Origin of the sequence: Streptomyces canarius, from assembly GCF_014650735.1 — a bacterium.
In the GTDB taxonomy this organism is placed as follows: domain Bacteria; phylum Actinomycetota; class Actinomycetes; order Streptomycetales; family Streptomycetaceae; genus Streptomyces; species Streptomyces olivaceoviridis.
Map to the genome: position 1 here is coordinate 19,557 of NZ_BMVN01000002.1, position 12,226 is coordinate 31,782.

Here is a 12,226-nt window from a genome sequence, read left to right on the forward strand (position 1 = left end):
CGGTCACAGTGCCCGGAGGCCGTTGATCACGTCGCGCAGAATACTCTCGTCCGGCAGCTCGGCCGGGGGCACCGGTCGGGTCACGTGGACGAGTTCGGCGTGCACCAGGTCGCCGATGAGGACGCGGACGACGCCGATGGGCAGGTCGAGTTCCGCGGCCAGTTCGGCGACCGACTGGGGCACGTCCCGGCAGAGTCCGACGATCTCCACGTGTTCGGGGGACAGTGTCGGGTCCGATTCCGGGTCGCCGGTGTCGGGCTCCGTGACGACCACCGCGATCAGGTCGAGGCGGTGCTGGCCCTCGCTCGTGGTGCGGCCACGCGTCATGGCGTACGGACGGACGACCGGCCCGGCCTCGTCGTCGAACCAGTGGTTTCTTCCCTGACCGTCTGCGCTCATGTCATCCCACTACCCGCCTGCGGGCAGATCGGTGCGCGGGGCGGTGCCCAGATGGACGCCGACCCGCTTGACCAGGAGCGTCATCTCGTAGGCCACCTGCCCGACGTCGGAGTCGGCGTCCGAGAGGACGGCGAGGCAGCTGCCGTCCCCGGCGGCGGTGACGAAGAGGAAGGCGTCGTCCAGCTCGACCACCGTCTGGCGGACACTGCCCGCCTCGAAATGGCGGCCGACGCCCTTGGCGAGGCTGTGGAAGCCGGACGCCACGGCGGCCAGATGCTCACTGTCCTCCCTGGTCAGGTCCTTGGAGACCCCCGTGGGCAGGCCGTCGCCGGACAGGATGACGGCCTTGCGGATGCTGGCGACCCGGTCGACCAGATCGTCCAGGAGCCAGTTCAGCTCTACCTTGTCCGTCGCCGTGTGGCCGGTCGCCTTCGGTGCGGTCATCGACCGTCCCCCTTAGTCGTTCCTTGTGCTGTGCCGTTCCGGGCCTCGTCGCCCGCGGCGTTCTCCTCCCGGCCGCGCTGCCAGCCGCGCTGGAGTGAGGCCATCCGGCTGCGGACCTCCTCGGCATCGCGGTCGTCGGGTGGCGTCGCGCGCTCGGCGCGCCGTTCTGTGTCGTGCTTGAGCTGGGGGGCCAGGCTCGCCTGGCGTACGCGCCGGGGCAGCGGCCCGGTGCCCGGCTCCGGGGCCGGTCCGTCGGCGGGTGCGGCGGTGCGGGAGCGGGGCGGGGCCATGTCCGCGGAGCGGGGCTGTGCCGTGTCCGCCGGACCGCTCATGCCGGCGCGAGGAGATGCCGTGTCCGCCGGGATGCCGGTGCCGGGTGTCTCGGTCCGGGTGCGCCGGGGCAGCGCCGGAGCCTCGGAGACCGCTTCGGCGCTTCCGGCCGGCCTCGCGGTGCTGTCCTCGGCGCGGTCGGTGCGTCCGGTGGGGCGCCGGGAGGACGCGCCGCGGCGGCGGGTGGGCAGCGGGGCCGGTCCGTCCGTGTCGGAGCGGCGCGTGACGGCGGAGGGCGCGGGGTCCGGTTCGCCGCGGCGGGGTCGCTGGTCGGTGACGGGCTTGCCGTGCGAGCTGACGAGCTTGGGGGTCTGCCGCCGGGGCAGCGGTACGGCCCCGTGCTCACGGGTGCCGTCGTGCGGCGGGCGGTCGGCCGGCGGGGTGGCTGCCTGCTCCTCGTCGTCCGGGCGGACCCGGCGGGGGCGGAACAGACCACCGCGCTCGCTGTCCTCGTCCGGGAGGGCGCCGGGGAAGTCGTCCAGCGCGTCCAGATCGACGGGTGCCTCCAGCTCGACCGGGCCGTCCAGCAGGGAGGTCGGCAGGGCGGGCAGCTGCAAGGGGGCCGGGGACCGCCCGGCACCGCGGCCCAGCGCCTGCTCGGTGCTCTTCGCCGGGCGGTTCCGGTCGAGCCGGAAGCCGACGCCGTTGGTGTCCGGGACGTCGTCGGTGAGCAGCGCGTCGGGGATGAACACCACGGCGGTGGTGCCGCCGTACGGCGACGGCTGGAGGGAGACCCGGACGTTCTGGCGCTGGGCGAGACGGCTGACCACGAACAGACCGAGCCGGTCGGTGTCGGAGAGTTCGAACTCGGGTGTCTCGGCGAGACGCAGATTGGCGTCCAGGAGCGCCTCGGCCGTCATACCGAGGCCCCGGTCGTGGATCTCCAGGGTGAAGCCGTTGGCGACCCGCTCGCCGAGGACCTGGACGGCGGTGTGCGGGGGCGAGAAGACGGTGGCGTTCTCCAGGAGTTCGGCCACGAGATGGGTGAGGTCGGCGACGGCGGGCCCGGTGACGGCCACCCGCGGCAGGCGCCGGACCTCGATGCGCTCGTAGTCCTCGACCTCGGCGACGGCGGCGCGGACGATGTCCATGAGCTGCACGGGCCGGCGCCACTGCCGGGAGGGCGCGGCTCCGGAGAGGATCACGAGGCCCTCGGCGTGCCGGCGCATGCGGGTGGTGAGGTGGTCCAGGCGGAACAGGTCGGCGAGTTCGTCGGTGTCCTCGGTCCTGCGCTCCATGCTGTCGAGCAGGGTGAGCTGCTTGTGCAGCAGCACCTGGCTGCGGCGGGCGAGGTTGACGAAGACCTCGGAGACGCCGGCCCGCAGCTCGGCCTGTTTGACGGCGGCCTCGACCGCCGCGCGCTGCAAGGTGTTGAGGGCCTGCCCGACCTCGCCGATCTCGTTCTTGTCGTACTCCAGGCGCGGGACCTCGGTCTCGACGTCGACCTGTTCGCCCGCGGACAGCCGGCGCATCACGCTGGGCAGCCGGACACCGGACGCCTCGTGTGCCTCCAGGCGCAGCTGGCGCAGGTCGCGGATGAGGGAGCGGCCGACCCGGACGGAGAGCACGACGGAGAGCAGGAGCGCGACCAGGCCGAGGGCGCCGGCGACGGCCGCCTGCACGATGACGCCGACGGCCACGGGGCGCATACGGTCCTGGAAGCGGTCGCCCACCTGGTCGTCCAGGGTGCCGAGTTCGTCCAGGACGGTTGCGGCGGAGGAGTCCCAGCTCTTCGCGGTGACCTCGCCAGGGGTGCCGGAGTCCGAGGCGATGACGGTCCGTTCGGCCGCCCGCAGCGGGGCCGTGGTGGCGTTCTTCCAGAAGCGTTCGTAGCGGTCGCGCTCCGCGGCGGGCAGCAGCGGGAGGCTGATGTCGTACAGGAGGGTGCGCTTGGCGACGAGGTCGGAGAGGTCACGGGTCTCGTCGCGGGTGAGCCGCCCGACGACGAGGGAGGAGCCGAGCAGGGCGTCCTCGCGGGAGAGCAGCTCGCGGGCGCGGGTGACGTTCACCAGGGCGCGGGCCTGCTTGTCGATCTCGACATCGTCCAGGCCGTCGAGGGACGCGAGGAGCGCGTAGCAGGGGTCCACGAGACGGTTGTAGAGGTCGAACGCCTGGGCGCGGGTGATGGTGCCTCCCTCGACGCCGCGGCGCAGGGGCCCGAGACCGCCCAAGGCGTCCAGGACGGCGGTGAGGTGTTCGCTGTCGTCCACGTCCATGCCGGCCCGGGTGTCCTGGTCCTCGGCGTTCCGGCGGATGGTGGCGATCGCCCGGTCCGTCGCGGCGCGGGTGCGACGCAGCGCCGAAAGAGCGTCGGAGGCCCGCGGGTCGGCGAGGTAGACGAGGGTCTGGCGGCGCTCCTGCTGAAGGACGTGAACCGTGTCCTCGGTAGGGTAGCCGATGTCCTCGACGGCGTCGGTCACGCGGAACAGCTGGGTGACTTCGCGCCCCGTGAGCACCGTGGCGAAGCCCCAGACGGCGGTCAGGGACACCAACGGCACGAGAAGCAGCGCCACGATCTTCCGGCGGATCGACTTCCCGCGAAAGCGCATGGCCTCCCCCAGCTCGACCCCCGCCGGCCGGGGGTGCTCATGTCCGTCAGCAAACGGCGTGAGCCTACTACCGCCTCGCAGTTAACCCGAAGACACGTCCGGAGGGCGAACTCCCGCGCCGGCGGCGAGACATGGCGAGTTGTCCGGGCATAAGGGGAGATCACCACCGCGATCCGAACGCCCACGCGGTGCGTACGACGGCCGCACGGTCGGGCGGTTGGCCGGAATTTTTCTCCAGTTGGGAATCTTCGGGGGATCTCGTACGTCCTTCTCTATGGGAAATGGGGGCGGAATGGGCCACAGGAGCCGCATCCCGCATCCCGACGGCGTAAAGCAGCGCAAGCCGGGCAGCCCTTGGGGAGTCGGGGTCTTCGGATGCCGGGGCGAGCGGCCTGCCGGCGGTGGGGAGGGACACGGTGATGGGCACGGCGGAGCGCTCACGGGCGCGGTGGGACAGGGAGGCACCGGATCGGGACATTCCGGGGCCGGAGCACGCCGGGGAGCCCGGCGGTGGCGAACAGCGGCAGAACTACCGCCCGTTGTGGATCGAGGAGCCCGCGCGCCGGCATCCATTGCCCGATCCGGTGCGTACGGCGGCGGTGCGGGCGATCCTCGTCATAGCGGTGACGCTGATCCAGGCGATGGTGGCGTTCCTGTGCACGCTGGCCGGGTCCTGGCTGGCGTTCCCCATGGTGATCAGCGGCGTGGCCAGCACGGTGGTGGCCACCTGGGCCGTGGTCGACGTGTGGGTCACCCGCCAGGTGTGGAACCAGCGGTACGGCGTGGTCTCCGAGCCGAGCAGCACGGCCCGGTCCCTCCGTCGGGAGCGGCGCGCCCACCGGCGCCAGGAGCGGGCGGGCGTGGGGGAACAGGAGCGGATACGCCGCACCGGCGGCGCGGGGCGGCTGTCCCCTGAGTCCTGACACACGGCGCCGGGACCGCCGGCGGTCAGGCTCAGCGGGGCCCTGGGTGCCGGGGGTCTGGTCGCCGCGCGCCCGGTGACCCGGCGCACGGGGCGCGCGGAAGCCTGGCCACTGGACCCGGGCCGTCGTAAGCACAGGTGAAGCACAGGCCACCGCAGGCAAGGACCACGGAAGAACCGGCCACCGGTAGCTCACGCCACCGACGAATCCGACCACCAGTCGCACAGGCCGCCGGTAGCACACGCCACCGGCAATTCCGGCCACCAGTCGCACAGGCCACCGGAACAAAGGTCATCCGCAGCAAAGGTCATAGGACCAAAGGTCACCGGAGAGCCCGGCCACCATCAGCCGGCCCGCCCGGATCCGCAGCCGAGCCCCGCACACCCCGGCGATGCGCGGCAGCACCCGACCCGTCACAGCGCGGCCGGCTCCACCCGCGCCCCTTCCGTCCACCGGCGTTCCTCTCGCTGGAGTTCGCGTCGGGCCCGCGTGAACGCGCGAGGCCGGTCCACTCCGAGTACGGCGACGGTGCGGCCGTCCCGTTCGTAGCGGGCGAGGAAACCGCCCTCACCGGGGGCGCCGTCACCGGTGATCTCGCCCTCGGTGACGTGGACGGTGTCGCCCTCGCGGTACCGGCCCGCGAACTGGATCCGGGAGTCGTACTGGTCGGACCAGAAATACGGCAGCGTGCGAGCGGTCGCGACGGTGTGGCCGGCGAGGAGGTTGGTCACGGCGACGCGGGGCTGCTCGGTGGCGGAGGTCCAGTGCTCGGCCCGGGTGCCGCCGACCCGGGCGACGTCACCGACCGCGACCACCTGGGGCAGGGCGGTCACGCAGCCGTCGTCGCACAGCACACCGTCGTGCAGCGCGAGTGCCGAGCCCACGAGCCAGTCGGTTTGGGGGCGGGCGCCGATGCCGACGATCACCACGTCGGCGGGCAGCGTGCGGCCGTCGGCGAGGTCGACCCCGGTGACGGTGGCGGTGCCCCGGAGCGCGGCCACACCGGTGCCGGTGACCAGTTCCACTCCGCCGCGGCGGTGCAGGGCGGCGCAGACCTCGGCCATTCGGGCCCCGAGTTGGGGCACGAGCGGTAGCGGGGCGGCCTCGACCACCGTGACGTCGTGGCCGAGCCGGGCACATGAGGAGGCGGTCTCGGCGCCGATGAAGCCGCCGCCGATGACGACGACCCGGCGGTGCCCCCGGGTGAGTTCGGCGCGCAGGGCGCGGGCGTCGTCCAGGGTGCGCAGGGTGTGGACCCCGGCGAGGCGGTCGCCGGGCAGTCGGCGGGCGGCGGCACCGGTGGCGATGACGACGCCGTCGGTGGAGACCGTGCGGCCGTCGCCGAGGAGGACGGTGCGGCCACGGGGGTCGAGTCCGCGGGCGCGGACGCCGAGCAGCCACTCGGCGGCGAGTCCGGCGGTCTCGTCGGCGTCGGTGAGGGCCAGTTCGCTCTCGTCGGTGCGGCCGATGAGGAAGTCCTTGGAGAGAGGAGGGCGGTCATATGGGTGGTGGGGTTCCTCGCCGACGATCACCAGTCGGCCGTCGAAGCCCTGGGCGCGCAGCTCACGGGCGGCGTAGAGCCCGGAGAGGGAGGCGCCGACGATGGTCACGGTTCTCATGCGGCACGGCTCCTGGCGTCGAGGGCGGGGTGTCGGGGGCGAGAGCGGGCGGGGCGCGGACGAGCGCCGGTGCCGGCGGGCGCACGGCCGAGGACGGCGGGGGCGGGGTGCCGGTGCCTGTCGGTGGTCACGCGGCCGTGCCCTCCTCCGCGCCGAGGTGGACGTGTACGACGCCGTCCTCCACGGTGACGCGATGGGTGCGCACCGGGCGCCGGGCCGGCAGACAGGTCGGTTCGCCGGTGCGCAGGTCGAAGGACGCCGCGTGCAGCGGGCATTCGACCAGGCAACCCTCCAGCCAGCCCTCGGAGAGGGAGGCGTCCTGGTGGGTGCAGGTGTCGTCGATGGCGTACAGCTCGCCGTCCTCGGTGCGGAACACGGCGATCGGCGGTGTGCTCGCGACGCGGACGGACTCACCCTCGGGGAGGTCTTCGAGGCGGCAGACGGGAATCACGGGCCCCCCTCTCGGTCCGGGACACTCGGTCCGGGACCTGCTCGATGCAGGCGTCAGGGATGCTGCCGGGAGCCCGGACCCACGTCGGTCCGGCCCGGTGAAACGGCAAGGGAGTGACGGACCGTCAACGGTCCGAGTGGTCCGGCACCCTTCCGGGATCCGGGCGCTTCGGTAACATGATGTTTCGTATGGCGCACGATCCAGCGCTATGCGCAACAGAATCCGGGCGGGACGACCGTCGCGTCAAGGGCTTCCCGCAGATGCGGCCCGAACCGGGCCCACAGGTGGTGAGAGTTGAGCCATGACCCGCACGCAGAAGCAGTCTGACCGCAGCGAGGAGACCACGGAGAACCCAGGGGCCCCGGAGAGGCAGAGCGGCCGCGGCGCGGCGAGCGCGGTGCAGTCGGTGGACCGCGCCGTGAGCGTGCTGGAGATCCTCGCGCGGCACGGCGAGGCGGGCGTCACCGAGATCGCCGAGGAGCTGGACGTGCACAAGTCCACGGCGTTCCGGCTGCTCGGCGTCCTGGAGAACCGCGGCCTGGTGGCCCAGGCCAAGGACCGCGGCAAGTACTACCTGGGCGCCGGCGTACTGCGCCTGGCGGGGGCGGCGGCGGTGCGTCTGGACATCTCCCAGGAGGGCGTCCCGGTCTGCCGGGAGGTCGCCGACGAGCTGGGCGAGACGGTCAACATCGCCGTGCTCGACGACGACGCGGCGGTCAACATCATGCAGGCCCGCGGCACCGCGTCCGTGACCGCGCAGAACTGGCTGGGCAGACGCACCCCGCTGCACGCCACCTCCAGCGGCAAGGTGCTCCTCGCGCACATGCCGCCGACCCTGCGCGAGGGCCTGCTGGCACGGCCGTTGCCGCGGTTCACGGACCGTACGATCATCGGTGCGGCGATGCTGCGCGCCGAGCTGGAGGCCGTGGTGGAGCAGGGCTACGGCGTCACGATCGAGGAGCTTGAGCTGGGGCTCGCGGCCGTCGCGGCGCCGGTGCGCGCCCACGACGGCAAGGTGATCGCGGCGATCAGCGTGTCGGGTCCGGTCTACCGGCTCAACGCGGACCGGCTCCCGGAGGTGGCCAAGCGGACGGTCGCCGCGGGCGCCGAGCTGTCCCGGCGGATGGGCTACGGATTCTGACTCGCTCCCCTCCGCCGATCCCCGCGGTCAGCACGCTCACCACCCGCACCACGGCGCGGGACCGGAGGCTTCCCGGTCCCGCGCCGCCGTGTGTCCGAGAGGTTTCGCCCCACGGGTTCCCTTTGCCAAGGGTTAACGCGCACCCCTTGACGGCCCCGTGACGCCGTTCTCAAGATGTTCCCCATCACGCAACCCATCGTGCAATGCGCAACAGCAGAGGAGCTTGTCGTGCCACACGAGGTCCGTGCCGTAGTCGCTGTGAAGAAGGGCGCACCCGTGGAGGTGCGGACGATCGTCGTCCCCGACCCGGGACCCGGCGAGGTGCTCGTCAAGGTGCAGGCCTGCGGGGTGTGCCACACGGATCTCCACTACCGCGAGGGCGCGATCACCGACGACTTCCCGTTCCTGCTGGGGCACGAGGCGGCCGGCACCGTCGAGTCCGTCGGCCCCGGCGTCACCGATCTGAAGCCCGGCGACTACGTCGTACTGGCCTGGCGGGCGCCGTGCGGCAGCTGCCGTTCCTGCCGCCGGGGCCGGCCCTGGTACTGCTTCGACTCCCGCAACGCCGCACAGCCCATGACGCTGCCGGACGGCACCCCGCTCGGCAACGCGCTCGGCATCGGTGCCTTCGCCGAGAAGACGCTGGTCGCGGCGGGCCAGGCGGTGAAGATCGACCCGGCCGCGCGGCCCGAGGCGGCCGGTCTCATCGGCTGCGGGGTGATGGCCGGGTACGGCGCGGCGGTCAACACCGGCAACGTCGGCCGGGGCGACTCCGTCGCCGTCATCGGCTGCGGCGGCGTCGGCAACGCGGCGATCGCCGGCGCCTGTCTGAACGGCGCCATGAAGGTGATCGCCGTGGACATCGACGACAGGAAGCTGGACCAGGCCGAGAAGTTCGGCGCCACGCACACCGTCAACTCCCGGGGCACCGACCCGGTCGAGGCGGTCCGGGAGCTCACCGGCGGGCACGGCGTGGACATCGCGATCGACGCGGTCGGCCGCCCCGAGACTTTCCTCCAGGCCTTCTACATGCGCGACCACGCGGGCCTGCTGGTCCAGGTCGGCGTCCCGGCCCCCGAGATGAAGGTGGAACTGCCGCTGATCGACGTCTTCTCGCGCGGCGGCGCCGTCAAGTCCTCCTGGTACGGCGACTGTCTGCCGAGCCGGGACTTCCCCTTCCTGATCGACCAGTACCTCTACGGCCTGCTCGACCTCAACGCGTTCGTGTCCGAGACGATCGCCCTGGACCAGGTGGAGGAGGCGTTCGACAAGATGCACCGCGGTGAGGTGCTGCGCTCGGTGGTGGTGCTGTGAGCGTGCGCGGGGCCGTGCGGGTCGAGCGGGTCGTCACCTCCGGGACCTTCAGCCTGGACGACGGGACGTTCGACCTCGACACCAACGTCTGGCTGGTCGGCGATGACGAGGAGGCGCTCGCGCTGGACGCCGCCCACGACGCCGAGGCGATCCACCGCGCCACCGCCGGCCCCCGGGTCACCGCCATCGTCAGCACCCACGCCCCCTTCCTGAACGCCGTCTTCACCGGCGACGCCCTCTTCCACGGCGGACCCGGCGCCACCGGCCGCTCCTACTCCGACCGCTCCTACTCCGACCGCTCCTGCTCCGGCCGCCCGGCGATCGAGGCGTCCATCCGCGCGCGGCTGCTGCCCCTCCCGGGTGACACCGTCGTCCACACCGGCCACGGCCGGGACACGACGACCGCCGCCGAGCGGCCGAGCGTCCCCGCCGCCTGAGCACCCCGCGGCAGGCCTCCCCCGCCGCCCGAGACCCGCGCGGCACCCAGCGGCCCAGCCTCCCCGGCCTCCCCCGCCCCAAGGGTCTCCCGCACCCGCGTCACAAGGACCCGCACCCGCCCTCCCCGTCCTCCCCGCCACCACAAGGAGGGGCATGTCCAGCACCCCCGAAACCCGGTCCCAAGGACCCCGTGTCGTCGTCATCGGCGCCGGCATCGTCGGCTGCTCCCTCGCCGACGAGCTGACCGCCCGCGGCTGGACGGACGTCACCGTCCTCGAACAGGGACCCCTGCCCGCCCCGGGCGGCTCCACCTCGCACGCCCCCGGACTCGTCTTCCGGACCAGCCCGTCCAAGACCCTCACGGAGTTCGCCCGGTACACCGTCGAGAAGTTCGGCGCCCTCGAAGTCGACGGCGTCCCCTGCTTCCTCCAGGTCGGCGGCCTGGAACTGGCCACCACTCCCGAGCGGCTGGCCGACCTGCACCGACGGGCCGGTCACGCCGCCTCCTGGGGCATCCGGGGCGAGGTCGTGAGCACGGCCCGGTGCAAGGAACTCTGGCCGCTGCTGGACGAGTCGGTGGTCCTCGGCGGCTTCCACACCCCGGACGACGGCCTGGCCCGGGCCCTCCTCGCGGCCCGCGCCCAGATGGACCGCGCCACCGCGCGCGGGGCCCGCTTCCTGGACCGGCACACGGTCACCGGGATCGAGCAGCGGGGCGGCCGGGTCACCGCGGTCGTCACCGACCGGGGTGCCTTCCCGGCGGACCACGTCGTCTCGGCGGCCGGTTTCTGGGGCCCGGTGATCGGCCGCATGGCCGGGATCGACGTACCGCTCCAGCCCCTCGCGCACCAGTACGCCAGGACCGGGCCGCTGCCCGGGCTGCGCGGTGCCACGGCCGAGGCCACGCGGCCCATCCTCCGTTTCCAGGACCGCGACCTGTACTTCCGCGAGCACGGCGACCGCATCGGGATCGGTTCGTACGCGCACCGCCCGATGCCGGTGGATCCGTTCGCGGTCCCGGCGTACGACGAGGCGCGCGGCCGGAACATGGAGATGCCGTCCTCGTACCCGTTCACCGCCGAGGACTGGGCGCCGAGCTGGGAGGACTGCCGGCGGCTGCTGCCCGCGCTGCGGGAGTCCGCGATCGAGAGCGGGTTCAACGGGGTCTTCTCCTTCACGCCGGACGGCATGCCGGTGCTCGGGGAGGCGCGGCGGCTGCGGGGCTTCTGGCTGGCCGAGGCGGTCTGGGTGACCCATTCCGCGGGTGCCGCCAAGGCGGTGGCCGAGTGGATGGTGGACGGGCGGCCCTCCGTCGACGTGCACGAGTGCGACCTCACGCGGTTCGAGGAAGCGCAGCGTTCACCGTCGTACGTCCGTGAGCGCGGTTCACAGCAGTTCGTCGAGGTGTACGACGTCCTCCATCCCCTCCAGCCCATGGAGCGACCGCGTCCGCTGCGCGTCAGCCCCTTCTACGCCCGCCAGCAGCAGCTCGGCGCGTTCTTCCTGGAGGGCACCGGCTGGGAACGCCCGCACTGGTACGAGGCGAACGCCCCGCTCGTGGACGCCCTCGGCGACCTGCCCGAGCGCGACGCCTGGTCGGCCCGTTACTGGTCCCCCATCGCCGCCGCCGAGGCCAGGGCCACCCGCGAGAAGGTCGCCCTGTACGACATGACCCCGCTGCGCCGCCTGGAGGTGACCGGCCCCGGCGCCCTCGCCTTCCTCGACCGCATGACCAGCAACAACCTGCGCAAGAAGCCCGGCGCGGTCACGTACACCCTGCTCCTGGACGAAACCGGAGGCATCCGCTCCGATCTCACGGTCGCCCGTCTCGCCGCCGACCGCTTCCAGGTCGGCGCCAACTCCCCCGCCGACCTCGACCGGCTGCTCCGCCACGCCCCCGATGACGTCCAGGTCCGCGACATCACCTCCGGCACCTGCTGCATCGGCGTCTGGGGCCCCCTCGCCCGCGCCCTCGTCCAGCCCCTGACCGGCGACGACTTCTCGCACGAAGGCTTCGGCTACTTCCGGGCGAAGCAGACGTACCTCGGACACGTGCCGGTGACGGCGATGCGCCTGAGCTACGTCGGCGAGCTGGGCTGGGAGCTGTACACCACCGCCGACCTGGGCCTCAGGCTGTGGGACACGCTGTGGGAGGCCGGGCGGGAGCTGGGCGTGATCGCCGCGGGCCGCTCCGCCTTCACCTCGCTGCGCCTGGAGAAGGGGTACCGGGCGTGGGGCACCGACATGACCGACGAGCACACCCCCTTCGAGGCGGGCCTCGGCTTCGCCGTCCGCATGGACAAGGAGGACTTCGTCGGCAGGGCGGCGCTCCAGCGGGCCGGAGAACCCTCCCGCCGGCTCACCCCGCTCCTGCTGGACGACCCCGCCGCCGTGGTCCTCGGCAAAGAACCGGTCTATGCCGACGGCGCCCCGGCCGGTTACGTGACCAGCGCGTCGTACGGCTACACGCTGGGCCGTTGTGTCGCCTACGCCTGGCTGCCGGCCGGCCTCGCCGCCGGCACCGGCGTGCACATCGAGTACTTCGGCGAGAAGGTCCCGGCGACCGTCGCCGACGAGCCGCTGTTCGACCCGGAGATGTCCCGCATCCGCCGCTAGGA

Annotated in this window: 10 protein-coding genes; 5 read left to right on the forward strand and 5 right to left on the reverse strand. The window is 73.0% G+C overall.

The genetic code is table 11. The annotated features are described in order from the left end of the window. Positions 1 to 3 precede the first annotated feature (3 nt). Genes IE294_RS02545 through IE294_RS02555 form a run of 3 tightly spaced genes read right to left on the reverse strand, consistent with a single transcriptional unit; the run spans position 4 to position 3,722 of the window. Positions 4 to 399: a DUF742 domain-containing protein gene (locus IE294_RS02545; protein ID WP_014671432.1), complete on the reverse strand. Its 396-nt coding sequence runs from the start codon at positions 397 to 399 to the stop codon at positions 4 to 6. A gap of 9 nt (positions 400 to 408) precedes the next feature. Next, positions 409 to 843 (reverse strand): roadblock/LC7 domain-containing protein, encoded by a 435-nt coding sequence (locus tag IE294_RS02550; protein ID WP_014671433.1) that lies wholly within the window; start codon positions 841 to 843, stop codon positions 409 to 411. Beyond that, a complete protein-coding gene (locus IE294_RS02555) occupies positions 840 to 3,722 on the reverse strand; it encodes a sensor histidine kinase (RefSeq protein ID WP_189881862.1) in 2,883 nt (960 codons plus the stop codon). Before IE294_RS02555 ends, IE294_RS02550 begins: the two co-directional genes overlap by 4 nt. A gap of 419 nt (positions 3,723 to 4,141) precedes the next feature. Here IE294_RS02555 and IE294_RS02560 point away from each other — a divergent pair, with 419 nt between their 5' ends. Further along, a complete protein-coding gene (locus IE294_RS02560) occupies positions 4,142 to 4,645 on the forward strand; it encodes a hypothetical protein (RefSeq protein ID WP_189881864.1) in 504 nt (167 codons plus the stop codon). A 413-nt stretch (positions 4,646 to 5,058) separates the two neighbouring features. Here IE294_RS02560 and IE294_RS02565 read toward each other — a convergent pair whose 3' ends face one another. After that, a complete protein-coding gene (locus IE294_RS02565) occupies positions 5,059 to 6,264 on the reverse strand; it encodes an NAD(P)/FAD-dependent oxidoreductase (protein WP_189881866.1) in 1,206 nt (401 codons plus the stop codon). Positions 6,265 to 6,391: 127 nt separating this feature from the next. After that, positions 6,392 to 6,715 (reverse strand): bifunctional 3-phenylpropionate/cinnamic acid dioxygenase ferredoxin subunit, encoded by a 324-nt coding sequence (locus IE294_RS02570; RefSeq protein ID WP_014671438.1) that lies wholly within the window; start codon positions 6,713 to 6,715, stop codon positions 6,392 to 6,394. A 301-nt stretch (positions 6,716 to 7,016) separates the two neighbouring features. Here IE294_RS02570 and IE294_RS02575 point away from each other — a divergent pair, with 301 nt between their 5' ends. The 4 genes from IE294_RS02575 (at position 7,017) to IE294_RS02590 (ending at position 12,224) form a co-directional block, all read left to right on the forward strand. Next, positions 7,017 to 7,856 (forward strand): IclR family transcriptional regulator, encoded by an 840-nt coding sequence (locus tag IE294_RS02575; protein WP_189881868.1) that lies wholly within the window; start codon positions 7,017 to 7,019, stop codon positions 7,854 to 7,856. Positions 7,857 to 8,084: 228 nt separating this feature from the next. Then, positions 8,085 to 9,170 carry an S-(hydroxymethyl)mycothiol dehydrogenase gene (locus IE294_RS02580; protein WP_189881870.1) on the forward strand — a complete coding sequence of 362 codons (1,086 nt, stop codon included), beginning with the start codon at positions 8,085 to 8,087 and terminating at the stop codon, positions 9,168 to 9,170. Positions 9,171 to 9,172: 2 nt separating this feature from the next. Then, positions 9,173 to 9,607 (forward strand): MBL fold metallo-hydrolase, encoded by a 435-nt coding sequence (locus IE294_RS02585; RefSeq protein ID WP_229917014.1) that lies wholly within the window; start codon positions 9,173 to 9,175, stop codon positions 9,605 to 9,607. 154 nt (positions 9,608 to 9,761) lie between these two features. Continuing rightward, positions 9,762 to 12,224 carry a GcvT family protein gene (locus IE294_RS02590; RefSeq protein WP_189881874.1) on the forward strand — a complete coding sequence of 821 codons (2,463 nt, stop codon included), beginning with the start codon at positions 9,762 to 9,764 and terminating at the stop codon, positions 12,222 to 12,224. The last annotated feature ends 2 nt before the right edge of the window (positions 12,225 to 12,226 follow it).

Excerpts from the sequence above, each read along its gene's own strand:
- IE294_RS02555 (WP_189881862.1), bottom strand. The coding sequence starts at position 3,722 with ATGCGCTTTCGCGGGAAGTCGATCCGCCGGAAGATCGTGGCGCTGCTT.
- IE294_RS02545 (WP_014671432.1), bottom strand. The coding sequence starts at position 399 with ATGAGCGCAGACGGTCAGGGAAGAAACCACTGGTTCGACGACGAGGCC.
- IE294_RS02575 (WP_189881868.1), top strand. The coding sequence starts at position 7,017 with ATGACCCGCACGCAGAAGCAGTCTGACCGCAGCGAGGAGACCACGGAG.
- IE294_RS02565 (WP_189881866.1), bottom strand. The coding sequence starts at position 6,264 with ATGAGAACCGTGACCATCGTCGGCGCCTCCCTCTCCGGGCTCTACGCC.
- IE294_RS02560 (WP_189881864.1), top strand. The coding sequence starts at position 4,142 with ATGGGCACGGCGGAGCGCTCACGGGCGCGGTGGGACAGGGAGGCACCG.
- IE294_RS02550 (WP_014671433.1), bottom strand. The coding sequence starts at position 843 with ATGACCGCACCGAAGGCGACCGGCCACACGGCGACGGACAAGGTAGAG.
- IE294_RS02590 (WP_189881874.1), top strand. The coding sequence starts at position 9,762 with ATGTCCAGCACCCCCGAAACCCGGTCCCAAGGACCCCGTGTCGTCGTC.